The organism is Pseudonocardia sp. WMMC193 (assembly GCF_021728735.1).
Taxonomy (GTDB): domain Bacteria; phylum Actinomycetota; class Actinomycetes; order Mycobacteriales; family Pseudonocardiaceae; genus Pseudonocardia; species Pseudonocardia oroxyli.
In genome coordinates, this window is the sequence record NZ_JAKKDO010000003.1 from 2,272,227 (window position 1) to 2,294,050 (window position 21,824).

The following is a 21,824-nucleotide window of genomic DNA, read 5'->3' on the forward strand; positions in this document are numbered from 1 at the left end:
GACCGTAACGACGTCCTCGTGCAACATGCAACGTCCTCTGTCTCACAGTAAGAACGGGTCGGGCGGCCGACGTGCGGCGACCGCCCGACCCGCGAGGGCCCCCGGCTCAGACGGGGGTCAGCTCCGAGACCAGCCAGTCTCCGTCCACCTGTTCCAGGGTCACCCGGATCCGGCTGCCCGACAGCGTGGGGTCGGGCTTGTCCGCGGACTGCGTGGTCTGGTTGAGGAACATCAACAGGGTGACCCGGTCGGTCCCCTCCGTCCCCACCACCGAGCTCGACACCACCGACGAGCGGGTGGTCAGCTGCTGCCGGGACGCCGCGGGCCCGACGATGTCCGCGATCAGCGAGCCGTAGTCCTCCTTGAACTGCCCGGTGACCAGGGCCTGCCGGTCCTGCTGGTCGGCGTCGATGGTGCGGTAGTCGTAGGACAGCAGCGTGGTGACCTTGTCCTCGGCCGCCGCGCTCGCCGCGCCCCGGGCGCTCTCGATCTGCGCCTGCCGGAGCGCGAGGAACCCGAACAGTCCCGCGACGACGATCAGCACGACCGCGACCACGCCGAGGGTGAGGAAGGCCCGCCTCGGCCTGCGCCGGGCGTCCGCCCAGGCCACGCCGGGCAGCCGCACCGCCTTCCGCGCGCCGTGTCCGACGGCCGTGGCCCCTCCGCGCGCGGCGGTCAGGACTCCTCCGAGCCGGCTCACGGAACGAACTCCACTCGCGACACCAGCCATCTCCCGTCCTGGCGCTCCAGCTGCTCGACGAGCCGGTAGAAGCGCTGCTCGCCGTTCGGCACGGTCTTGTTCTTCACCGTGGTCTTCACGGCGACGACCGCACTGGCCGTGTCGCCGTCGATCTTCTCGATGCCCGCCTCGGTGACCTCGCCCGTGGTGACGACCCGGCCCTCCTTCACCACCCCGACGTAGGAGTCGAGGTTCTGGGTGAACAGCCCGCCGAAGTCGCCGGTCGAGCCGTCGAGGACCCGTCGGACGTCCTCCTCGGCGGTGGCGAAGTCGATCGTGGTGAGGTTGACGGCCGTGGCCCGGGCCGCGGACAGGGCGTTCTCCCGATCGGAGGCCGCCGCCGCGCCGTTCGCCAGACGACGGCCGCCACGATCGCCGCGACGAGCAGCAGCACCACAGCGACCAGCAGGGCGATCAGGCCGAACAGCGGACGCCCACGCAGCGGACGGTCGTCCCCGGCCGCACCACCGTCGTCGGTGCCGGAGGCCGGCTCGGGCGCCTCGGCGGCCTCGGCTGCCTCGAGGACCGAGGTGGGTCGGTCGTCCTCGGCCGCGGCCTCGACCTCCGTGGCGCGCGCCTCGGTGCCGGTCTGGGTCTGGGGGTCGGTCTCGGTGTCGTCGTCCACCACACCGTCCTCCCGGACGGCGGCGGGGGGACTCGCGGTGCGGCGCGTCATGCGTCCGCCCCGCCGAGCATCAGTGATGGCCATGTCATCTCCTCGGGCTTCGGTGCCGGAGTGCTGGTCGCCCCCAGTGCGGCGAGCGGTTCGAAGGCGGGCTGCCCGTTCACGGGGCTGTCCGGGGCGAGGGTGAGTCGCCCCGCCTCCGCCGTGCTGAAACCGGTGCCCCGGCACTGGAAGATCGTGGCCGCGCGGCGTCCCGGGGGTGACCCGGGCTCGAAGCACGGCAGGTTGCGGGCGCTGCGCGCGAGGGTGGGATCGTCCTGCGGCAGCGTGCAGTAGCTGTTCTGCGGCAGCGGGAGGTCCCCCAGCTCGGAGGAGTTCCGCGGGCCGCCGGGCTCACCCGGCGGGGTCCAGCCCTCGACGCAGGAGGCCGGGTTGACGTTCGTCTCGAGGTTGAACCGCAGTGCGCCGGGCTGGTCCTTCGGCACGATCATCTGGTTCACGGCCGCCCACATGGGATACACCACGAGGACCTGCTCGATCGGAGCGTGGTACGCCTCCGCCAACCGGGTCAGCACGCCGGTGGTGGACAGCAGGGTCGGCGTCGTCCGGCTGAGGTCCTTCAGCAGGTCGGTGGCCTTCCCGGCGGCCGCGGAGCCCTCGGTGAGCACCGCGCGCAGAGCCGGGTCGTTGTCCCGCAGCGCCTGGGAGAAGCCCGCCAGGTCCCTGCTCCAACCGCGGATGGCGTCGCTGGACACGAGCTGGGGATCGGCGAACTGCGGGAAGTCCTGCAGCAGCCGCTGTGTGGAATCGTAGTTCTCGTCCGCGGTGCGGACGAGGCTCTGTGTGGTGTCGAGCAGTCGCCCGAGGTCCGGGCCGATGCCGTCGAAGGCCGCCGCGAACTCGTCGACCGTGCTCCGCAGCTGATCGCGGGGCACCGAGGCCAACAGCGAGTCGGCCGACTCCAGCACGTCCGCCGTGGCCGGCGGGATCGACGTGCGGGACAACGGGATCACGTCCCCGTCGGCCAGCGTGGGGCCGGTGTCGCCCGTCGGCGGGATCAGGTCGAGGTACTGCTCGCCGATCGCGGAGACGCTGTGCACCTCCGCGGTGCTGGACGCGGCGGGCAGCCGGTGCGCGTCCAGCGACATCGTGGCGACGACGTGGCCGTCGGCCAGCTCGACGTCCGTCACCTTGCCCACGGTGACCCCGCGGTACGTGACGTTGGCGTTCGGGTACAGACCACCCGCCGCCGGGAGCTGCGCCGTGGCCGAGATCCGCCCGACGCCGAGCAACGCGGGCACCCGGACGTAGACGAAGACGATCAGCAGCGCCGCGACCAGCGTGAGCACGGTGAAGACGAGGAGCTGCACCTTGACGAAACGGGAGATCAGCATGTCAGTTCCCTCCCGTCAGGCCGCCGAGGAGCCCGCCGACCGAGCCCGGCGCGGGGCCGGGGTCCCCGGCGGGGCGCTGGTCGGGCGGGATGGGCTCGCCGGTCGGCGGTGACGGCGGGTCGGTCGGTCGCGAGGCGGGCTGGGAGCCCGCCTCGCCGCCGAGGGCGGGCAGCAGGTCCCCGGCCACCGGGGGCACCTGGCCGCCCTGGACGGGGGCCAGCAACGGGTCCGCGTTCTGCAGGGCCGCACCACCCGTGCCCGCCAGCACCTTCTCGAAGTTGCCGAGGCTGCCCGCGAACGGGGTACCGGTGAGGAAGTTGCGGTCCAGCGTGGACAACGTGACGTCCAGGGTGAGCCAGAAGTTCACGTAGTCCCCGCGGAAGGTCTCCGCGAAGCCCTTGAGCGGGAACACGATCGTCCCCAGCAGGCCCAGCGAGTCGGTCAGTGAACGGCCGGAGTCCGCCAGGCCGCGCAGCGCGGGCTCCAGGTTCGCGACGTTGGTGGCCAGGTCGGTCGAGGTCCGCTGGATCACGTCGTCCGCCGCGACGCCGAAGTCGCCCAGCGCGGTCAGCGTGCTGGTGAGCTTCGCCCGCTGCTCGTTCAGGACCTGCAGCGCGGGCGGCAGCGCGTCCAAGGCGTCCTCGACCTTGGAGTTCTGCTCGGCGAAGCGGGCCGACAGCCGGTCGAGGCCGTCGATCGCCCGGACGATGTCGTCCTTCTGGTCGTCCAGGCCGCCCGCGAACGTGTCCAGCTCGGTGAGGAGGCTCTTGTAGGTCTCCTCCTTCCCGTCGATCGCCTTGTCCAGCTCCGTGGTGATGGTCTTGAGCTGGTTGAGGCCGCCGCCGTTGAGCAGGGCGGCGACCGACGCGAGGATCTGCTCGGTCTCCGGGTACTTCCCGGCCTGGGCGAGCGGGATCCGCGAGTCCGCCGCGACGGTGCGCACGGCGGGGTCGGCGGGCTGGTCGATCTCGATGAACTTCGCGCCGAGCAGGGAGACCTGCCCGACGCGGGCGGTCACGTTCTCGGGGAGCCGCACCTCCGGGTTGAGCGTGACGGTGACGAGGGCCTTCCAGCCGTCCAGCTCGATCTTCTCGATGTTGCCGACGGTCACGTCCCCGATCCGCACGGGGTTGTTGGGGACGAGGTCGGCGACGTCGCTCATCTCGATCTGGACGGCGTACGAGCCCTCCTTCGTGCCCTCCGCGCCCGGGAGCGTGAAGTCGTTGAGCCCCTTGTAGTCGCAGCCGGACAGCAGCAGCGCCGTGGTGACGGCGAGCGCCGCCGCCGCGATGGACCTCCGCATCAGTTGCCCCCGTTCGGGACGAGCAGGCCGCCCAGGCCCGGGACGTCGACGGGCGGCGGCAGCTGGGCCGGACGCTCGGCGACGGGCGGGGCCGGGTCGATCGGGCCGGGATCCGGCTGGTTGGCACCGCCGCCCGGGACGAGCAGCGGGTTGACCTGCGCGGGCGGCTGCTGGACGCGGAGCACGGTGAGCAGCGGTCCGAGGTAGCTCTTGCAGGCCTTCACACCTTCGTCGACGCTCTGGTACGCCGCCGAGTACGCCGAGCAGACGAAGTCCGCGGGCGTGTTCAGGTTGTCCACGACCAGCGCGCCGGAGAGTGAGCCGGAGCGCGGGCTGTAGATGTTGAACAGGTTCATCAGCGTGCTCGGCCCCACGTGCAGGATCGTCGCGAGGTCGTCGCGGCTGTTGGCCAGGGTGCGGGTGAAGCGGCCGAGCTTGTCGACCGACTCGGTCAGCGGGCCGCCGTTGGTGTCGACGAACTCCTGGACGGCGCGGGCCGCCTCGTCGACGCCCTGCAGCGCCGCGGTGAGCTCGTCGGTGTTGTCGTCGAGGAACGCCGACACCGTGGAGAGCCTGCCGTTGAACTCGACGATCTGGTCGTCGAGCGCGGCCAGGGCGGTGACGAAGGCCTGCAGGTTCGCGACCGTGCCGAACAGGTCCTCGCGGCCGTCGGACAGGGTCTGCACCGCCGCGGACGCCTGGCGCACCATCTCGTTGAAGTGGGCGCCCTGCCCGCCCGCCGCGTTGGCGGCGACAGTGTCGGAGAAGCGCTTGAGCGCCCCGTCCTTGTCGACGCCGTCCGGGCCCAGCGCCTGCGAGAGGGTGCCGATCTCCTTCTTCAGGTCGTCGAACTCCAGCGGCGAGGCCGTGCGGTCGAGCGGGATGATCCCGTCCTCGCCCAGCGTCGGGCCGCCGGTGTAGGCCGGGGCGAGCTGCAGGAAGCGGGTCGCGACCAGCGTCGGGGAGATGATCGCCGCCTTCGCGTCCGCGGGGAGGTCGTACTTCGCGTCGTAGTCGAAGCTGACCTTGACCCTGTCGCCCTCGGGCTCGATCGCGGTGATCTGCCCGACGTCCACGCCCTGGATCCGGACGCGGTCCTTCGGGTAGACGTTCTTGACCGAGGCGAAGTAGGCCGTGCCGGACTTGGTGTGGCCCTGGACCAGGACGACCAGTCCCGCGACGAGGAGCCCGACCACCACGACGCCGAGCACCTTGGACACGGTGCCGAGTGCACGCATCAGTTGCCTCCCAGTCCGATCAGGCCCGACGGGGCGGGGAGCTCCGGCACCGCACCGGGGACGGGGTTGCCCGGCACCGTGAGGCTCGGGATGTAGTCGCTGACCGGGAACAGCGTCGGCACGAGGCCGCTGAGGTCGCCGTGGCCGGTGAAGTACGGGCCCGTGGAGAGGCCCTCGCCGAGGCCGGTGATGAAGCTGGACACGCGCTGCACCGACGAGACGATGTTGCCCTCGTTGCGCTCGATGACCACCATCGCGGCGTTGAGCTTGTCCAGGGCGGGAGCCAGCCGCCCCCGCTGCTCCTCGGTCAGCCCGACGATCTGGTCGGCCACCGCGCGGGTGTTCACCAGCAGCTCGTGCAGCACCGCGCGGCGCGACTCCAGCTCCTGCAGCAGGGTGTTGCCGTCGACCAGCAGGGTGGTGAGCTGGCCGGTCCGGCCCTTCAGCACCTCGGTGGTCCGCTCGGCCCTGGCCAGCAGCGCGCGCAGCGCCTCGTCCCGCGAGGCGATCGTCTGGGAGATGCGGGTGATCCCCGTGAAGGCGGGCCCGATCTCGTCCGGTGTGTCCTTGAACGCCTCGGAGAAGGTGTCCATGGCCTCTCCGAGCTGGTTCATGTCGACCTCGCCGGTGCGCCGGGTCAGATCCTCGATCCCCTGCGTGACGCTGTACGGGGACCGGGTGCGCGCCTGCGGGATCGTGTCGCCCGGGGCCATCTCGCCGTCGCCCGCCGGCTCGATGCCGAGCTGGCGCTCGCCGAGCAGGGTCTGGGTGCGGATGGTGGCCCGGGTCGCGTCACCGAGTGACACGTCCTTGGCCGTGAACCGGACGACGACGTCCGCGCCGTCGAGGTCCACCGACGTCACCTCGCCGACGGGGGTGCCCGCGACGGTGACCGCGTCGCCGGACTTCAGCCCACCCTCGGCGAACCGGGCCTCGTAGGTCGTACCGGCGAACACCGGCAGGGCGGCGAGCTGGAACGAGCCGAACAGCACCGCCAGCAGGCCGACCAGGCCCGCGATCGCGATGACGACCGGGTTCTTCTCGCGGAAGCGGAGCTTCATCGGCCGCCCTCCTCGGTCGGGGTCGGGTTCTCGCCCACGCCGGTGCCCGGCGGGTTCGCGCGGCGCTCCTCGACGACCGGGTCGTACGCCGCGCGCTGCTCCGGGGTCTCGAGCGGGTCGACGCCCGGCTTGCAGCGGTCGACGTTGTCCGACGGGCCGACCCACGGGGTGTACATGGGCTGCCCGTCCGGCCCGGTGAGCTTGAGCCGCAGGGAGCAGATGAACAGGTTGTAGGTCGCGCCGCGGGAGCCGAGGCGGGAGACCCGCAGGTAGGCGCCCGGCAGCAGGGAGAGGTTCTCGTCGACGGCCGCCTGGCCCTCGTTCACCAGGGTGGCGACCCGGTCGAGCTGGTCGACCGTGCCCCGCAGCGGGCCGCGCAGGTCGGCGAGCAGCGTGTCGGTGCTCCCGACCAGCCGGTTGACGTCTGCGAAGGACTGCCCGAGCGGACCCCGGTCGGCGTTGAGCCCCGAGATGAGCTCCTGCAGGTTGTCGATCGTCTGCTCCAGCTGCGGGGCGCGCTGGTCCAGCGTGCCCAGCACCGTGTTCAGGTTGGTGACGACCTGGCCGATCACCTGGTCGCGGTCCGCGAGGGTGTTGGTCAGCGACGCCGCCCTGGCCAGCAGGGACTCGATCGTGCCGCCCTCCCCCTGGAACACCTGGATGACGTCCTGGGTCAGTGAGTTGATCTTCTCCGGCGCCAGCCCCTCGAACAGCGGGTTGAAGCCGGCGAGCAGCACGTCGAGATCGAGCGCGGGCTTGGTCTGCGTGATCGGCAGCGTCGCCCCCTCGGCCAGCGGCGCGGTGCTGCCCGGGCCCTCCGCCAGCGCGAGGTACCGGTCGCCGGTCAGGTTCAGGTAGCGGGCCGAGGCGAGCACGCCCTCGGGCAGCTCCCGGTCGGCGTCCACGTCGAAGGTCACCAGACCCTGGGTGTTGTCGTAGACCGAGACGTCGGAGACCTTGCCGACCTTCACCCCGGCGATCCGCACCGAGTCCCCGGACCGCAGCCCCGAGGTGTCCCGGAAGACGGCCGAGTACGTCTTCGTGGCGGAGAACCAGCCACCGCCGGAGAGCTCGAAGCCGATGAGCCCCAACACCAACACCGTCACGATGACGAAGACGATGCTCTTGGTGAGCGGGGCCGCGACGGCCTGTGCGTTGCTGCCGCTCATCGCCGGCCCACCGTGCCCTTCCCGTCCCGGTCGCCCTCCAGGCCCTTCGCCGCCTCCGGGCCGAACAGCTGCGCGACGAGCGGCGGGTCGCCGATCCGCAGCGTGTTGTCACCCGGGTACGGGTTGGGCTCGCCGCCCGCGTCCACGTTGCGCAGCAACGAGTCCGGGGTGGACAGCCCGTCGATGGACGGGAGTCCGTTGCAGTTCGGGCCGCCGGTGGCCGCCACGACCGGCGGCGCGTCGTAGGCGCGGTCCCCCGGCTCGAAGGTCGTGTTGCCGACCAGACCGGGGACGGTGTCGCCCTGGGTCTTCTCGAGCCGCTTGCGGCCCTCGTCCATGCCCTGCAGGAAGCAGGCGAACTCCGGCGAGTACTCCTCGAGCAGGCCCGTCGTCGGCAGGGCCGTGCGGGTGACCTCCTCGAGGTCGTCGCCGTTCTGCCGGAAGAAGTCCGCGCCGACCCCGGAGAGCTTCGAGACGCTGAACAGGAAGCTGTCCAGCTGGGCCTGCTGGTCGACGATGGTGCGGCTGGTGAAGGCCGCGTTGTCGAGCAGGTCGGTCAGGTCGGGGGCGATGTCGGCGTAGAGGTTCGCCAGGTCCGCCCCGCTCGTCAGCGTGCGCTGCAGGTCCGGGAGGTTCTCGTTGAACCTGCGCAGGTAGGCCTCGAGCTCGACGGCGGTCTCCCCGATCTGCGCGCCGCGCCCGTTCAGCGACTGGGCCATGTTGCCCAGGAAGGCGGAGACCTTGTCCGGCTCGAGCGTGGTGAGCACGTCGTCGAGGTGGTCGAACAACGTGTTGACCTCGACGGTGACCCGGTCGGCGAGCAGCGTGTCGTCCGCCGCGAGCGACACCGTGGACGGCTGCGCGGGGACGGTGATCCCCACGGTCTTCGCGCCGAACGCGGTGAGCTGGTTGAGCTGGACGCCCGCGTTGGCGGGGATCCGGTCGAGGGTGTCCGGGTCCATGTCGAGCGTGATGAGGACGGAACGGCCGCCCTCGTCGAGCGCCACGGTCCCCACGTGGCCGACGTCCACGCCGAGCAGCTGCACCCGGTTGCCGGGGTACATCTGCAGGCCGGTGCGGTCGGCCCGCACGTAGACGGGCACGGTGGGCGTGAACGCCTTGTCGTAGACGGCCACGCAGAGCACGGTGAACCCGCCGATGACCCCCAGCAGGACCAGGGCGTAGACCTTGAGCTTGATCGACTGTGTCAGAGAGTTCACGGCGCTACCCCGAGATCCGGAAGGCGTCCGAGTCGGCGTAGAGGGCCATCGAGATGGCCAGCTCCACGGCGAGCACCGCGATGAGCGACGTGCGCACGGCCTTGCCCACCGCGCGCCCCACACCCGCCGGGCCCCCGGAGGCGGTGTAGCCGTAGTAGGTGTGGATCAGGATGACCACGACCGCGATGCCCAGCGCCTGGGCGAAGGAGTAGAGCACGTCCTGCCACTGCATGAACGTGTCCATGTAGTGGTCGTAGGTGCCCTCGGAGAGTCCGAAGAAGTCGACCTGGGTGAGCTTCCAGCCGATCCAGGCCCCGCACATCGCCATGGCGAAGATCGGGATGATCGTGATCATGCCCGCCACCAGCCTGGTCGTGACCAGGTAGGGCAGCGAGCGGACGCCGATGACCTCCAGGGCGTCGATCTCCTCCGACACCCGCATCGCGCCGAGCTGGGCGGTGAAGCCCGAGCCCACGGTGGCCGCCAGCGCGGCGCCGGCGACGATCGGGGTCAGCAGCCGCGGGTTGATGATCGCCGAGGCGAACCCGCCGAGCGCCTCCAGCTGGAGGTTGGACAGGGCGTCGAAGGTCTGGACGCCGCCCGTGACGCCCGCGAACAGGGTGATGAACAGGGTGATCACCGACGAGCCGCCGATCACGGCCAGCGCACCGGAGGACATGCCGACCTCCGCGATCAGCCGGACCTGCTCGGTCTTGTAGCTCTTGACCGCCTTGGGCGTCCAGGCGATGGACTTGCCGTAGAACTCGGCTTGACGACCCAGGTCGTCGAGCAGGTTCAAGGGCGCCTTGAGCACCTTCATGAGGCCGCTCATGTCAGTGGCCTCCCACGATGCCGAGTGAGTACGGGATCTGCGTGAGCAGGATGTTGATCGGGAAGAGCGCGAGGAAGGTGTAGACCACCGTCTCGTTCACCGCGTTCCCCACACCGCGCGGCCCGGCCGCGCACGTCATGCCGCGGTAGCAGCCGATCAGTGCCCCGACGACCCCGAAGACCACGGCCCGGACCTCGCCGTGCACCAGGTCCGCGAAGCCGACGAGCAGCTTCATCGAGTCGACGTACTGACCGGGGCTCGCGCCCTGCAGGAACACGCCGAACACGAACCCGCCGGACAGCCCGATCAGGATCATGACGCCGTTGAGCAGGAACGCGTTCACCGCGGTGGCGAGCACGCGGGGCACGACCAGCCGCTGGACGGTGTCGATGCCCAGCACCTCCATCGCGTCGAGCTCCTCGCGGATCTTCCGCGCGCCGATGTCCGCGCAGATCGCCGTCGAGCTCGCGCCCGCGATGATGAACGTCGTGGCCACCGGCCCGATCTGGGTCACCGTGGCGAAGCCCGAGCCCGAGCCGGACAGGTCGATGGCGCCGATCTCGACCAGGATCAGGTTGAACTGGAAGGTCACCAGCGCCACGAACGGGATGCCCAGCAGGATCGCCGGGCCGAGCGAGACGGACGCGACGAACCACGTCTGCTGGATGAACTCGCGCCACTGGAACGGGCGCTTGAACATCGCGACGAAGGTGTCGAGCGTGAACGCGAAGAAGCCGCCGATGGGCGTGACGACGCGGGTGAGTGTGGGCGCCGCCATCACGCCGCCGTTCGGGACGGGGCGGAGCGCGGCCTGGCCGCGGCGGGGAGCTGCTGCATCTGAGCCTCTGCACTGAGACGTGGCACGGGACGTTGCCCGCTTCGGGGAGCTGTCACAGGGTCAACGACCCGTCATGCAACAAGTTACGTTCTTCGTAACGTCGATCATCCGAACCGCATCGAACTCGACCGCTCCGAGCTGGCGATCTGTGAGCAGAAGCCCCTCGTTCGAGTGAACCGCTCTCGCCGCACACTGCTTCAACTGACAGATTTCGTTATACGTATCATCAGCATGCGGGGTCGGTGACCCGGGCCACAGCGTACCCGGGCCCCTAGGGCCTTTAGGTGGGACCACCCGCGCGACGAGCCCAACGGAGGTGCTCCATGCCCGGTGTCGAGGTGACCGTCGAGGGACTGTCCAAGTCCTTCGGACGCGCCAACATCTGGTCCGACGTGACCCTGACCCTTCCCCCCGGCGAGGTGTCCGTCCTGCTCGGCCCCTCGGGTACCGGGAAGTCGGTGTTCCTCAAGTCCCTGATCGGGCTGCTCAAGCCCGAGAAGGGCTCCATCGTCATCCACGACACGGACCTGGTGCGGTGCACCGAGTCGAAGCTCTACGAGCTGCGCAAGCTGTTCGGCGTGCTGTTCCAGGACGGCGCCCTGTTCGGGTCGATGAACCTGTTCGACAACATCGCCTTCCCGCTGCGCGAGCACACGAAGAAGTCCGAGGCACAGATCAGGGACATCGTGATGGAGAAGATGGACATGGTCGGCCTCACGGGGGACGAGTACAAGCTCCCCGGCGAGATCTCCGGCGGGATGCGCAAGCGCGCCGGGTTGGCTCGGGCGCTGGTGCTGGACCCGGAGATCATCCTGTTCGACGAGCCGGACTCCGGGCTCGACCCCGTCCGCACGGCCTACCTCAACCAGCTCATCCTGGACCTCAACGCCCAGACGGACTCGACGTTCCTGATCGTCACCCACGACATCAACACCGCCCAGACCGTGCCGGACAACATCGGCATGCTCTACCGCAAGCACCTCGCCATGTTCGGCCCCCGGGAGGTCCTGCTCACCTCCGAGGACCCCGTCGTCTCCCAGTTCCTCAACGGTCGCCGACAGGGCCCCATCGGCATGTCCGAGGAGAAGGACACCGCCCAGGCCGCCCGCGAGATGGCCGAGATCGACCAGCTCGACGGCCTGCCCCCGCTCAAGCCCCAGATCGAGGCGAGCAAGGGCATGCCGGAACGCAAGGCCGTCGCCCGCCGCCGCAAGCGGGTCCGCGACATGCTCCACACCCTCCCGCCCGCGGCACAGGAGGCCATCCAGCGCTCCTTCGCCGAGCAGGAGCACGCGGAAGGGCGCACCGCCGTCGTCGGCGCCGCCCCCTACGGCCGCCCCGATCCCACCACGGAGACACCCACCACCGAGCTCCCCCGGGTCACCGAGGCACCGCTCGGCGCCCCGGTCGACCGCGGCCGCCACCACTTCCGCTGAGGAGACCCCATGTCCGGCTACACCACCGTCGTCGTCGGCACGGACGGCTCCGACACCTCGTTCCGCGCCGTCGACCGGGCCGCCGCGGTGGCCTCGTCCACCGGGGCCGACCTGGTGATCGTGTCCGCCTACCATCCCTCCGAGAAGGACACCGGAGCCGCCGACGACGCGCTCAAGGGCGAGTCCTTCCTGGTGCACGGGTTCGCACCCGCCGAGGACACCCTCCGCACGGCGAGGGATCGCGCCGCCGCCGTCCTCCCGGCGGACCGGATCCGCACCGCCGCCGCGGACGGCGCCCCGGTCGACGTCCTCACCGCGGCGGTGCGCGACCACGGCGCCGACCTGCTCGTGGTCGGCAACCGGGGGTTGAGCACGCTCACGGGCCGGCTCCTCGGATCCGTCCCGAGCGAGGCGGCCCGGACCGCCGGGGTGGACGTGCTCATCGTGCACACCACCTGAGCCCGATCCCGAAGCGAGACGATTGACACTCTCTGTCTCACGTGTCATGGTCGGACGGCATCACCCCATGGGGTGAGCGACTTCCCGAACCGCCGGACCCCGACCACGTCGACGTCGACAGGAGTGGTGGCGTGAACCTCGCCGAGCTCGTCCGTTTCTGGGGCCACTGGCGCCCCGAACACACGGCCCTCGTCAGTGCCGATCGCGAGTACGGCTGGGCCGAGCTGGACGCGACGAGCGACGCCGTGGCGGCGGGTATGGCCGCGCGCGGCGTCCGGCAGGGCGACCGGGTCGGGACGCTGCTGGGCAACCGCGCCGAGCTGGTCCACACCATCCTGGCCACGCTCAAGCTCGGCGCGGTCAGCGTCCCGCTGAACGTGCGGCTCACCGCGGGCGAGCTGGCCCCGCTCGTGCACGACGCGGACTGCAGGCTCGTCGTCACGGAGGAGTCGCTCGCGCCCGCCCTCGAGCTGGTCGACGGCCCGGACGTGGTCTGCGTCGGCGGGACGGACCTCCCGCCCTGGTCGGCCCTGCTGGAGGCCGGGCCGACACCGCCCCCCGTCGAGATCTCCGACGCCGACCCCGCCTTCCTCTGCTACACCTCCGGCACCACGGGCCTGCAGAAGGGGGCGGTGCTCACGCACCGCAGCGTGATCGCCCCGGGCGAGGCCAAGGTCGTCGCCGAGGGACTGACCTGGCGGGACCGCATGCTCGTGGCGGTCCCCCTGGTCTACACCGGCGCGGTGATCTCCTGCTTCATGCAGTTCACGGTGTACGCGGGCGGCACCATGGTGCTGGAGCGCGACTTCGACCCGGACCGCTACCTGGACATGATCGAACGCCACCGCATCTCCGCCCTGACCACGGTCCCGGTGCTCTACGAGCGCATGGCGACCCTGCCGGACTTCGGGTCGCGGGACCTCTCCTCGCTGGTGTCCGCGGCGGTCGGCGGAGCGCCCGTGCGGCTGGACCTGCTGGAGACCTACCGCGCCCGCGGGGTGTCGCTGATCCAGGTCTACGGCATGACGGAGGCGTCCGGCCTCGTGTCCGCGCTGCGCACCGAGGACGCCTCGGCCTACCCCGGCTACGCGGGGAAGGCGCTGCGCGGCACCACGATCCGGATCGGCGGCGCGGACCCGCAGGACACGGCCGCCGCGGGCGAGGTCGGCGAGATCCTGGTCCGCGGTCCGCACGTGATGCGCGAGTACTGGCGCAAGCCCGACGCGACCGCCGCCACGATGCTGCCGGGCGGCTGGCTGCGGTCCGGAGACCTCGGGAGCATGGACGACCGCGGCTACCTCAAGGTCGTCGACCGCACCAAGGACATGCTGATCTCCGGCGGCATCAACGTGTACCCCGCCGAGATCGAACGGGCCCTGGCCGGGGTCGAGGGCGTGGGCGAGCTGGCCGTGATCGGGGTGCCGGACGAGCGCTGGGGCGAGGTGCCGATGGTCCTGGTGTCGTGCGCCGGGGACCCGGCGCCGGTGCTGGACCGGCTCGCCGACACCGCCCGGCGGGACCTCGCCGGGTTCAAGCGGCCCCGCTACGCGGTCGTCCGCACCGAGCCGCTGCCCCGCACGTTCTCGGCCAAGGTCGCCAAGCCCGAGCTGCGCAAGGCCTACCCGACGGTGCCCGCGGACGCGGTCGCCCTCCCGGTCTCCACCTCGGAGACCTGAGGCCGGTCCGACACCGCCCGCACCCACCACCGCAGGATCTCCTCCGGTGGTGGGTGCGGGCGCAGACGCGCCCCGGACCGGTCAGAACAGGGTGGTCATGTCCTCGGTGAGGTTGACCGTCTTGAGCTCGTAGTACGCCTGGACGGCCTCGGGCCCGGTGTCGCGGCCGACGCCGGAGCACTTGACCCCGCCGAACGGCGCCTCGGTGTTGTAGGTGAATCCGTTGACGCTGAAGGTCCCGGTGCGCACCCGCCGCGCCACGTCCGCCGCCCGCTGCGGATCGGCCGTGAACACGGCGCCGTGCAGGCCGTACTCCGAGTCGTTGGCGATCCGGACGGCCTGGTCGACGGTCTCGTACCGGATCACGGACGCCACCGGCCCGAAGATCTCCTCCTGGGCGATCCGCATCGCGTTCTCGACGCCGGTGAACACCGTGGGTCGGACGTAGGCACCCTGCTCCAGGCCCTCGGGGACCCCACCGCCCGTCGCGACGCTCGCGCCCTCGGCCCGGCCCGCCTCGATGTAGCCGAGCACCCTCTCCTGCTGACGCTTCGAGACCAGCGGGCCCATGGTGGTGGCAGGGTCGAACGGGTCGCCGACCACGAAGGACTCGGCGGTGGCCACGAGCGCGCCCACGACCTCGTCGTACCGGCTCGCCGGGACCAGGACCCGGCTGTAGGCGGCACAGACCTGGCCGGTGTTGAAGAACGAGCCCATCGCGAGCCCGGCCATCGTGGTCTGCAGGTCGGCGTCGTCGAGCACGATCGCGGCGGACTTGCCGCCCAGCTCCAGCTGCAGGCGCTTGAAGCTGCCGCCCGCCTCCCGGCCGATCTGGCGGCCGGCCGCCGTCGAGCCGGTGAAGCTGATCTTGTCGACGCCCGGGTGCGCCACGAGCGCGCGGCCGGCCTCCCGGTCACCGGTGAGGTAGTTGAAGACGCCGGCGGGCACGCCCGCCGCGTGCAGCGCCTCGGCGACGAAGAACCCGTCGAGCGGGGTCTCCGGCGCGGGCTTGTAGACCACGCTGCACCCGGACACCAGCGCCGGGAAGATCTTGGACACGGCCATGTTGAACGGGCCGTTCCACGGCGCGATCGACGCGACGACGCCGACGGGCTCCTTCACGACCGCGGCCGGGCCGTACATCGTCCGGCGCACCTCGGACAGCCGGTCGTGGCGCGCCACGTCGAGGAAGTACCGGCCCACGGCCAGCGCACCCGGGATCTGCAGCCCCGCGATCGAGGTGGGCAGACCCATCTCGGCGGTGACGAGGCGGCCGATCTCGTCGAGCGCGGGCTCGATCAGGCTCAGCGCACGCTCCAGGACCTCGACGCGCTCGGCCGGGGTCTTCGTCCGCCACACGCCCTCGTCGAACGAGCGACGGGCCGCGCGCACGGCGGCGTCGACGTCCTCGGCGTCGGCGTCGGGGGCCTCGCCGACCACCGCGCCCGTGGAGGGTGAGACCACCGGGATCCGGACGGACGACGAGGGCTTGCGCCACTCGCCGTCGATCAGCAGCTCGTCGCGAATCGTCATGGGGCGTCCTCTCAGCGGTTCGGGTGACCGGGGTCGACCGGGAGGGGGTCACACCGGTCGCGGGGCGAGCCTCGTCGCCACCGGACACCGTAGCCTACTGGCATTAGGTAAGACAGGCTCCGTGCGGGGACCTCCTCACCTACGTTTGTTAGGTTGTGGCCATGGACCTCGACTGGTCAGCCGACGACCTCGCGTTCCGCGACGAGGTGCGGGCGTTCCTGGCGGAGAAGCTCACCCCGGACCTGCGGCAGGCGGGTCGGCTCATGACCAGCGTGTACGCCGAGCACGAGGCGAGCATGGCGTGGCAGGCGATCCTCCACGAGCGCGGCTGGGCGGCGCCCGCGTGGCCCGTCGAGTACGGCGGCACGGGCTGGTCGGTGACCCAGCGCTACCTGTTCGCCCGCGAGTCGGTGCTGGCCGGCGCGCCGTCGTTGTCCCCCATGGGGATCAGCATGGTCGCCCACGTGCTCATGAGGTTCGGGACCACGGCGCAGAAGGAGTGGTTCCTGCCGCGGATCCTCTCCGGCGAGGTGTTCTTCTGCCAGGGCTACTCCGAGCCCGAGTCCGGGTCCGACCTCGCGTCGCTGCAGATGTCCGCCGTGTCGGACGGAGACGACCTGGTCTGCACCGGCAGCAAGATCTGGACCACGCACGCCGCCGAGGCGAACTGGATGTTCTGCCTGGTCCGGACCACGAAGAGCGAGCGCAAACAGCAGGGCATCACGTTCCTGCTGATCGACATGACCTCGCCGGGCGTCGAGGTCCGCCCGCTGGTCATGACGTCCGGCGAGATCATCCAGAACCAGGAGTTCTTCGACGGCGTCCGGGTGCCGAAGAGCAACGTCGTCGGCGAGATCGACGACGGCTGGACCGTGGCGAAGTACCTGCTGCAGTTCGAGCGCGGCGGCACGGCGATGGCGCCGAAGCTGCAGGTGATGGCGGACGAGGTCGCGGAGGTGGCCGCCTCGGTGGACTCCCCCGTCTTCGCGGCGAGGCTCGCCGACGCGCGGATCCGGATCGACGCCCTGGAGGTGCTCGAGTTCCGCGTCCTCACCGCGGTGGCGGCCGGCCGGGACCCCGGGGCGGGAGCGTCCCGCATGAAGATCATCGGCACCGAGCTGAGCCAGACCCTGACCGAGCTGCTGCTCGAGGCCGCGGGCCCGCGCGGGCGGGCCTACCAGCCGCACGCGACCCGGCCCGGCGGCCCGCTCGCCGGGTTCGCCCCGCCCGCGGACGGCTACGTCGGCGGCGAGCCGTGGCAGGCCGTGGCTCCGCTGCGGTACTTCAACGACCGCGCCGGGACCATCTACGCCGGCAGCAACGAGATCCAGCGCAACATCATCGCCAAAGCCGCACTCGGACTGTGACACGGGGGCTCTGACTCATGGACTTCACCCTCACCGCCGAGCAGGACCTCCTGCGGCGGTCCCTGGCCGACTACCTCGCCGAGCACTACGACCTCCACGACAGCCGGGTCGGCTGGCGGCCGCAGGTGTGGCGGGCCTTCGCCGACGATCTCGGGATCCTCGGCGCCGCGCTCCCGGAGGAGGGCGGCGGGCCGGTCGAGACGATGGTGGTGGCCGAGGAGCTGGGCCGGGCGCTGGTCGTCGAGCCGTTCGTCGACACCGTGGTGCTCGGCGGCGGCGTGCTGCGCCGCGCGGGGGCCCACACCGAGCTGAAGGGGATCGTCGACGGGTCGGTCCGGATCGCCACCGCGCTCGGGGCGGACGTGACGGCTCGGGACGGGGGCCTGAGCGGGTCCGCCGCCGTCGTCGTCGGGTTCCCGCAGGCCACCCACCTGCTCGTCGACACCGGCGACGCCCTGTTCCTCACCGCGACCGACGCGTCCGGCCTCACCGCGCACCCCTACCGCACGATCGACGACCGGCACGCCGCGGACCTGGAGCTCGTCGGCGTCCGGGCGACCGAGCTCGACCGGTCCGCGCTCGCGCCTGCGCTGGACGAGGCCACGGCGGCCGTCTGCGCGGAGGCGGTCGGCTGCATGCGGAAGGTCCTCGCGGACACCATCGCGTACACGAAGGAGCGCAAGCAGTTCGGGCAGCCGATCGGCTCGTTCCAGGTGCTCCAGCACCGGATGGTCGACATGGACCTGGAGCTGGAGCTGGCCGTGTCGGCGGTCTACCGGGCCTTCCTCGCCCCGGAGCCGGAACGGCCCAAGGCCGTCTCGGCCGCGAAGGTCACGGTGGCGCGGGCGGCGCGGTTCGTGGGCCAGAGCGCGGTGCAGCTGCACGGCGGGATGGGCATGACGCAGGAACTCGCGATCGGGCACTACTTCAAGCGGCTCACGGCGTTCGAGTACGAGTACGGCACCGCGGACACCCACCGCGCTCGCTACCAGCGCCAGGCCTAGGGTTCGGCGGTCACGGCCTGCCTGGTCACCTCACCTTCGGGAAGCGTTGCGGCGCATCGGCGTAGGCGACGCGCAGCGCGCGCTTGTCGATCTTCCCGCTGGCCATCCGAGGCAGCGGCCCGTCGTGGGGGATGACGTAGCGCGGAACCTTGTAGTCCGCGAGGCGGGCGTCGCACCAGGAGACGACGTCGGCGGGCTCCGCGCCGGCGACCACGGCGGCGGGCGTCTCGCCGAACTTGGGGTCCGACACCCCGAAGACGGCGACCTCGGACACCCCGGGCAGCTGCCCGATCATCGACTCGATCTCGATGGGCGAGATCTTGAGGCCGCCGGAGTTGATCATCTCGCCCCGACGGTCGACGAAGGTGAGCGCCCCGTCGGCGTCGAGGACGCCCAGGTCACCGGTCCACAGCCAGCCGTCTCGCAGGGCGCGGGCGGTGGCCTCCTCGTCGCGCCAGTAGCCCGCGAAGACGCCGGGCCCGCGCACGATGATCTCGCCGACCGTCTCCGGCGGGCAGTCCACGCCGTCGGCGTCGACGACCCGGATGCGGGTGAACACCCCACCGGACCCGCACTTCGCCGGATCGCCGCCCGCCGCCATCACCGTGCAGCCGCCGCCGGTCTCGGTCTGCCCGTACATCTGGCGCAGGTGCGCGCCGCGGGCGCCCCAGGCCGCCTGCAGCCCGGCGTCCACCCGGGCGCCGCCGACCCAGGCCGTCGTGAGGCTGTCGAGCCGCGCCTGCGCGAACCCGGGCACCGCCGCGATCTGCTGGAAGAGGATCGGCGGGCCGGTGAAGGTCGTGATGCGTTCCCGTTCGAGGAGCTCGAGGGCCCGCGCCGGGTCGAACCGCGGTTGCAGGTGCAGCGTGCCGCCCTGCACCACCGCGCGCGCCAGCCCCCACATGATCCCCGCGGCGGCGAACATCGGCAGGACCAGCAGGATCCGCATGCCGTTGGGCTCGACGCGCTCGGCGAGCGACCACTCGTGCATCACCGCGGCGATCGTGCCGTGGGTGTGCACGACGCCCTTCGGGGTCCCCGTCGTCCCGCTGGTGAACACGATCAGCGTCGGGTCCGTGGGCTCGACGTCCCGGCGCGGGATCGGGGCGTGCGCCCCGCCGCGCAGACCGGTGACCTCGGCCGTCCCGAGGACCGGGACGTCCGCGGCCTCCTTCGCCCGCTCGTGGTGCGCCGCGTCCGCCACGACGACGGTCGGCGCGCAGAGCTCGATCAGCGGTCGCAGGTCGCCCACCTTGAACCGGTGGTTGAAACCGCACGCCACGGCGTCGAGCTTCCAGGCCGCCAGCGCGACGACGCACCACTCCAGGCTGTTGTCGCCGACGATCCCCACCCGGTCGCCCGGCCGGACGCCGTGCGACCGCAGCCAGGCCGCGGCGCCGTCCGCCCAGACGTCCAGCTCGGCGTAGGTGACCGGGGCGCCGTCGAAGTCGATCGCCGCCTGGTCGGGGACGGTTCGCGCCCACCAGCGGAGCGCGTCGGTGACGGTGCCGCTCATGCCACCACCGCCGCCGGTGCGTCCTTCGCGGCCCGCACCCGCGGGACCAACCCGACCAGGACCGCGGCCAGGACACCCACCGCGGCGAAGGCCAGGAAGACCCCCGTCGAGCCCGCGGCGGACCCCATGATCAGCCCGGCCATCACCGGTCCGGCGACGCCGCCCAACCGGCCGAGGCCCGCGGCCAGGCCGAGCGCGGTGCCGCGCACGGCGGCCGGGTAGTAGACGCCGGCGAACCCGTACACCGCGGGCTGCGCGCCGGTGCAGAAGCCGATCACGACCATGATGAGGAGCGCGAGCGCCTGCGGCGGTCCCATGCTGAGCACCGCGACCGAGGCCGCGCCGAGCAGGAAGCCCCCGGCGATCGTCGAACGGGGTCCCCAGCGGCCCGCCGAGTAGTTCAGGAACAGGGCGCCACCGATGCAGCCGAGGTTGAACATCAGCATGAAGGTCAGCGCCGACCCCAGGTCGTAACCGGTGGAGCGCAGGATCTGCGGCGTCCAGGTCTGCATCCCGTAGCCGACGAGCAGACCGCAGATGCTGATCAGCGGGAACAGGATCGTGGCCGCCCGCAGGCCCGGGGCGAACAGCGCCGCGATCGGGGACTGCCTCTTCGCCACGGGTGTCCCACTCACGGCGATCGCCGATTCCGCCGTGGCGGGCAGGTCGTAGCGCTCGGCCAGCGCGCGAGCCTCGTCGTGCCTGCCGCGCGCGGCGAGGAAGGCCATCGACTCGGGCAGGTTGCGCCAGGCCACCGCGAGCAGGACCAGGCCCAACACGCCGCCGAGGACGAACAGCGCCCGCCAGCCGAGCGTGGGGAGCAGGAAGATCGCCGTGACCGACACGATCGCGCCGCCGAGCGGGAACCCCGTCTGGATCACGCCGTTCGCGAACTGGCGCCGCTCCATCCGGACGTACTCCATCGTGAGCGCGATGAGCGTCGGGAGCGCCCCGCCGAAGCCGAGGCCCGCGAGGAACCGCAGAGCGCCGAAGACCTCCATGCTGGGCGCGATCGCGCACAGTCCGGTGAACAGGGCGAAGCACGCCGTGCAGGCCAACAGCATCGGGCGGCGGCCGAGCAGGTCGGTGAGGTAGCCGATGACCAGCGCACCGAACAACATCCCGAACAGCGAGAGGCTGCCGACGACGCCCGCCGAGGCCGCCGTCATCCCCCACTGCCGGGTCTCCAGGAGCACCGGCAGCGCGGCGCCGAAGACGAGCAGGTCGAATCCGTCGAGGATGGTGATCGCCAGACAGGTGGCGACGACCGTGCGTGAGCTGTACTTCCGGGTACGAGGCATGGTGGTCCTTGGGACTCGGGTTCTCGGGAGGTGGGGACGCGGCACCCCCCGGGCGGCGAGCCGCTCCGGGGTGACCGCTGCGCGGGAGCCGACGGATCAGCGGCGCAGGCGGCGGGCCTCGACGAGGGGCCGCAGCGGCGTGGCGTCGAGGGAGTTCTGCTCGAGCATGCGGACGGCCTCGACCAGGTGATCGGGGAGAGCGCGCGTGGTGGTCATGGCGGGGGCGACCCCTTCTCGAGACGGGCGGTGGCTCGATGCGGACGACTGTCTACCACGGTGTCGTGCAGGTGCACTAGAGGTTTGCCGAAAGCCTGTAGGTATTCCGTCGGCCGCTAGACCGGCCCACCGCGCCAGACGCCGATCTCCTCGCCCGAGACGTACTCCGCCTCGTCGGACAGCAGGTAGGAGACCGTCGAGGCGACCGCGGCGGGCGGGATCCGGGGCCACCGGCGGTCCATCTCCGCCACGGCCTCGGGCCCCTCGGCGGCGACCATGTCGGTGAGCACGTAGCCCGGCAGCACGCTGTTCACCGTGATCCCGCGCCGGGCGACCTCCTTCGCCATCGCCCTGGTCATGCCCTGCAGACCGGCCTTGGCCGCGGCGTAGGCGGCGGTCACCGGCATCGGGTGCCGCTCGGCGGCGGGACTGGTGAAGAACACGATCCGTCCCCACCCCCGCTCGTACATCGCGGGCAGCGCGGCGTGGGCGAGGTAGAACGCGGCGCTGAGGTTCACCGCGAGCACCCGGTCCCAGTCCCGCGGACTCTGCGCGCGGACCGACCCCGAGAGGGCGACCCCGGCGTTGTGCACGAGCGCTGTGGGCGGACCGAGGGCCTCGGTGGCCCGCGCGACGAGACCGGCCGCCGCCTCCGCGTCGCCGACGTCCGCCTGCAGGGCGCAGGCCGTTCCGCCCGCGGCCGCGATCTCGGCGACCAGCGCCGTCGCCGCCTGTTCGCTGCCCGCGTAGTTGACCGCCACGGCGAAACCGTCCGCGGCGAGCCTGCGGGAGAGCGCCGCGCCGATCCCGCGCGCTCCACCGGTGACGAGTGCGACCTTCACCCTCGACCTCCTTCGGTCAGTCCGGCTAGCCTAAAGCCATAAGGTTCAAGGAGGA

20 protein-coding genes are annotated in these 21,824 nt (G+C 71.6%); 5 read left to right on the plus strand and 15 right to left on the minus strand.

Translation table 11 applies throughout. The annotated features are described in order from the left end of the window. Positions 1 to 106 precede the first annotated feature (106 nt). The 11 genes from L3X23_RS12215 to L3X23_RS12265 are packed head-to-tail and all read right to left on the minus strand — an operon-like array spanning position 107 to position 10,359. The gene (locus tag L3X23_RS12215) at positions 107 to 700 is read right to left on the minus strand and encodes a hypothetical protein (RefSeq protein WP_237192341.1); all 594 of its coding nucleotides are present in this window, start codon (positions 698 to 700) and stop codon (positions 107 to 109) included. Continuing rightward, positions 697 to 909: a hypothetical protein gene (locus L3X23_RS12220; protein ID WP_237192342.1), complete on the minus strand. Its 213-nt coding sequence runs from the start codon at positions 907 to 909 to the stop codon at positions 697 to 699. The genes L3X23_RS12215 and L3X23_RS12220 overlap by 4 nt, the downstream gene beginning before the upstream one ends. Beyond that, positions 906 to 1,415 (minus strand): hypothetical protein, encoded by a 510-nt coding sequence (locus L3X23_RS12225; protein WP_237192343.1) that lies wholly within the window; start codon positions 1,413 to 1,415, stop codon positions 906 to 908. Before L3X23_RS12225 ends, L3X23_RS12220 begins: the two co-directional genes overlap by 4 nt. Beyond that, positions 1,412 to 2,758, minus strand: coding sequence for an MCE family protein (locus L3X23_RS12230; RefSeq protein WP_237192344.1), 1,347 nt, complete (start codon positions 2,756 to 2,758; stop codon positions 1,412 to 1,414). The genes L3X23_RS12225 and L3X23_RS12230 overlap by 4 nt, the downstream gene beginning before the upstream one ends. Before the next feature lies 1 nt (position 2,759). After that, complete coding sequence (locus L3X23_RS12235) at positions 2,760 to 4,061, minus strand: MCE family protein (protein ID WP_237192345.1); 1,302 nt, start codon at positions 4,059 to 4,061, stop codon at positions 2,760 to 2,762. Next, positions 4,061 to 5,299, minus strand: coding sequence for an MCE family protein (locus L3X23_RS12240; RefSeq protein WP_237192346.1), 1,239 nt, complete (start codon positions 5,297 to 5,299; stop codon positions 4,061 to 4,063). Before L3X23_RS12240 ends, L3X23_RS12235 begins: the two co-directional genes overlap by 1 nt. Continuing rightward, positions 5,299 to 6,360: an MCE family protein gene (locus L3X23_RS12245; RefSeq protein ID WP_237192347.1), complete on the minus strand. Its 1,062-nt coding sequence runs from the start codon at positions 6,358 to 6,360 to the stop codon at positions 5,299 to 5,301. The genes L3X23_RS12240 and L3X23_RS12245 overlap by 1 nt, the downstream gene beginning before the upstream one ends. Further along, positions 6,357 to 7,529: an MCE family protein gene (locus L3X23_RS12250; RefSeq protein ID WP_237192348.1), complete on the minus strand. Its 1,173-nt coding sequence runs from the start codon at positions 7,527 to 7,529 to the stop codon at positions 6,357 to 6,359. Before L3X23_RS12250 ends, L3X23_RS12245 begins: the two co-directional genes overlap by 4 nt. Beyond that, a complete protein-coding gene (locus L3X23_RS12255; RefSeq protein WP_237192349.1) occupies positions 7,526 to 8,749 on the minus strand; it encodes an MCE family protein in 1,224 nt (407 codons plus the stop codon). The genes L3X23_RS12250 and L3X23_RS12255 overlap by 4 nt, the downstream gene beginning before the upstream one ends. Positions 8,750 to 8,753: 4 nt before the next feature. Continuing rightward, positions 8,754 to 9,581: an ABC transporter permease gene (locus L3X23_RS12260; protein ID WP_237192350.1), complete on the minus strand. Its 828-nt coding sequence runs from the start codon at positions 9,579 to 9,581 to the stop codon at positions 8,754 to 8,756. Between the two features lies 1 nt (position 9,582). Beyond that, on the minus strand, positions 9,583 to 10,359 hold the full coding sequence (locus L3X23_RS12265; RefSeq protein ID WP_237192351.1) for an ABC transporter permease: 777 nt from the start codon (positions 10,357 to 10,359) through the stop codon (positions 9,583 to 9,585). 383 nt (positions 10,360 to 10,742) lie between these two features. Here L3X23_RS12265 and L3X23_RS12270 point away from each other — a divergent pair, with 383 nt between their 5' ends. From L3X23_RS12270 to L3X23_RS12280, 3 genes are all read left to right on the plus strand, one after another. Beyond that, positions 10,743 to 11,855: an ABC transporter ATP-binding protein gene (locus L3X23_RS12270; RefSeq protein WP_237192352.1), complete on the plus strand. Its 1,113-nt coding sequence runs from the start codon at positions 10,743 to 10,745 to the stop codon at positions 11,853 to 11,855. A gap of 9 nt (positions 11,856 to 11,864) precedes the next feature. Further along, positions 11,865 to 12,314 carry a universal stress protein gene (locus L3X23_RS12275; protein WP_237192353.1) on the plus strand — a complete coding sequence of 150 codons (450 nt, stop codon included), beginning with the start codon at positions 11,865 to 11,867 and terminating at the stop codon, positions 12,312 to 12,314. A gap of 131 nt (positions 12,315 to 12,445) precedes the next feature. Beyond that, positions 12,446 to 13,990 (plus strand): class I adenylate-forming enzyme family protein, encoded by a 1,545-nt coding sequence (locus L3X23_RS12280; RefSeq protein WP_237192354.1) that lies wholly within the window; start codon positions 12,446 to 12,448, stop codon positions 13,988 to 13,990. Positions 13,991 to 14,071: 81 nt separating this feature from the next. Here the strand turns inward: L3X23_RS12280 and L3X23_RS12285 are convergent, their stop codons facing one another. Further along, a complete protein-coding gene (locus L3X23_RS12285; RefSeq protein WP_237192355.1) occupies positions 14,072 to 15,523 on the minus strand; it encodes an aldehyde dehydrogenase in 1,452 nt (483 codons plus the stop codon). A gap of 161 nt (positions 15,524 to 15,684) precedes the next feature. Here L3X23_RS12285 and L3X23_RS12290 point away from each other — a divergent pair, with 161 nt between their 5' ends. Both L3X23_RS12290 and L3X23_RS12295 read left to right on the plus strand, forming a co-directional pair. Next, positions 15,685 to 16,890: an acyl-CoA dehydrogenase family protein gene (locus L3X23_RS12290; RefSeq protein ID WP_237192356.1), complete on the plus strand. Its 1,206-nt coding sequence runs from the start codon at positions 15,685 to 15,687 to the stop codon at positions 16,888 to 16,890. 17 nt (positions 16,891 to 16,907) lie between these two features. Continuing rightward, positions 16,908 to 17,894, plus strand: a complete 987-nt coding sequence (locus tag L3X23_RS12295) for an acyl-CoA dehydrogenase family protein (protein ID WP_237192357.1) — start codon at positions 16,908 to 16,910, stop codon at positions 17,892 to 17,894. Positions 17,895 to 17,919: 25 nt separating this feature from the next. Here L3X23_RS12295 and L3X23_RS12300 read toward each other — a convergent pair whose 3' ends face one another. The 3 genes from L3X23_RS12300 to L3X23_RS12310 all read right to left on the minus strand — a co-directional run bounded on the left by L3X23_RS12300 (position 17,920) and on the right by L3X23_RS12310 (position 21,769). After that, on the minus strand, positions 17,920 to 19,410 hold the full coding sequence (locus L3X23_RS12300; RefSeq protein ID WP_237192358.1) for a class I adenylate-forming enzyme family protein: 1,491 nt from the start codon (positions 19,408 to 19,410) through the stop codon (positions 17,920 to 17,922). Then, entirely contained in the window at positions 19,407 to 20,711 is a 1,305-nt protein-coding gene (locus L3X23_RS12305) for an MFS transporter (protein ID WP_237192359.1), read from the minus strand. The genes L3X23_RS12300 and L3X23_RS12305 overlap by 4 nt, the downstream gene beginning before the upstream one ends. Positions 20,712 to 21,043: 332 nt before the next feature. Continuing rightward, on the minus strand, positions 21,044 to 21,769 hold the full coding sequence (locus L3X23_RS12310) for an SDR family NAD(P)-dependent oxidoreductase (protein WP_237192360.1): 726 nt from the start codon (positions 21,767 to 21,769) through the stop codon (positions 21,044 to 21,046). Between the last annotated feature and the right edge of the window lie 55 nt (positions 21,770 to 21,824).

Coding starts and splice junctions, on each gene's coding strand:
- L3X23_RS12275 (WP_237192353.1), top strand. CDS start 11,865: ATGTCCGGCTACACCACCGTCGTCGTCGGCACGGACGGCTCCGACACC.
- L3X23_RS12240 (WP_237192346.1), bottom strand. CDS start 5,299: ATGCGTGCACTCGGCACCGTGTCCAAGGTGCTCGGCGTCGTGGTGGTC.
- L3X23_RS12300 (WP_237192358.1), bottom strand. CDS start 19,410: ATGAGCGGCACCGTCACCGACGCGCTCCGCTGGTGGGCGCGAACCGTC.
- L3X23_RS12290 (WP_237192356.1), top strand. CDS start 15,685: ATGGACCTCGACTGGTCAGCCGACGACCTCGCGTTCCGCGACGAGGTG.
- L3X23_RS12225 (WP_237192343.1), bottom strand. CDS start 1,415: ATGACGCGCCGCACCGCGAGTCCCCCCGCCGCCGTCCGGGAGGACGGT.
- L3X23_RS12265 (WP_237192351.1), bottom strand. CDS start 10,359: ATGGCGGCGCCCACACTCACCCGCGTCGTCACGCCCATCGGCGGCTTC.
- L3X23_RS12235 (WP_237192345.1), bottom strand. CDS start 4,061: ATGCGGAGGTCCATCGCGGCGGCGGCGCTCGCCGTCACCACGGCGCTG.
- L3X23_RS12260 (WP_237192350.1), bottom strand. CDS start 9,581: ATGAGCGGCCTCATGAAGGTGCTCAAGGCGCCCTTGAACCTGCTCGAC.
- L3X23_RS12230 (WP_237192344.1), bottom strand. CDS start 2,758: ATGCTGATCTCCCGTTTCGTCAAGGTGCAGCTCCTCGTCTTCACCGTG.
- L3X23_RS12305 (WP_237192359.1), bottom strand. CDS start 20,711: ATGCCTCGTACCCGGAAGTACAGCTCACGCACGGTCGTCGCCACCTGT.
- L3X23_RS12295 (WP_237192357.1), top strand. CDS start 16,908: ATGGACTTCACCCTCACCGCCGAGCAGGACCTCCTGCGGCGGTCCCTG.
- L3X23_RS12245 (WP_237192347.1), bottom strand. CDS start 6,360: ATGAAGCTCCGCTTCCGCGAGAAGAACCCGGTCGTCATCGCGATCGCG.
- L3X23_RS12270 (WP_237192352.1), top strand. CDS start 10,743: ATGCCCGGTGTCGAGGTGACCGTCGAGGGACTGTCCAAGTCCTTCGGA.
- L3X23_RS12285 (WP_237192355.1), bottom strand. CDS start 15,523: ATGACGATTCGCGACGAGCTGCTGATCGACGGCGAGTGGCGCAAGCCC.
- L3X23_RS12250 (WP_237192348.1), bottom strand. CDS start 7,529: ATGAGCGGCAGCAACGCACAGGCCGTCGCGGCCCCGCTCACCAAGAGC.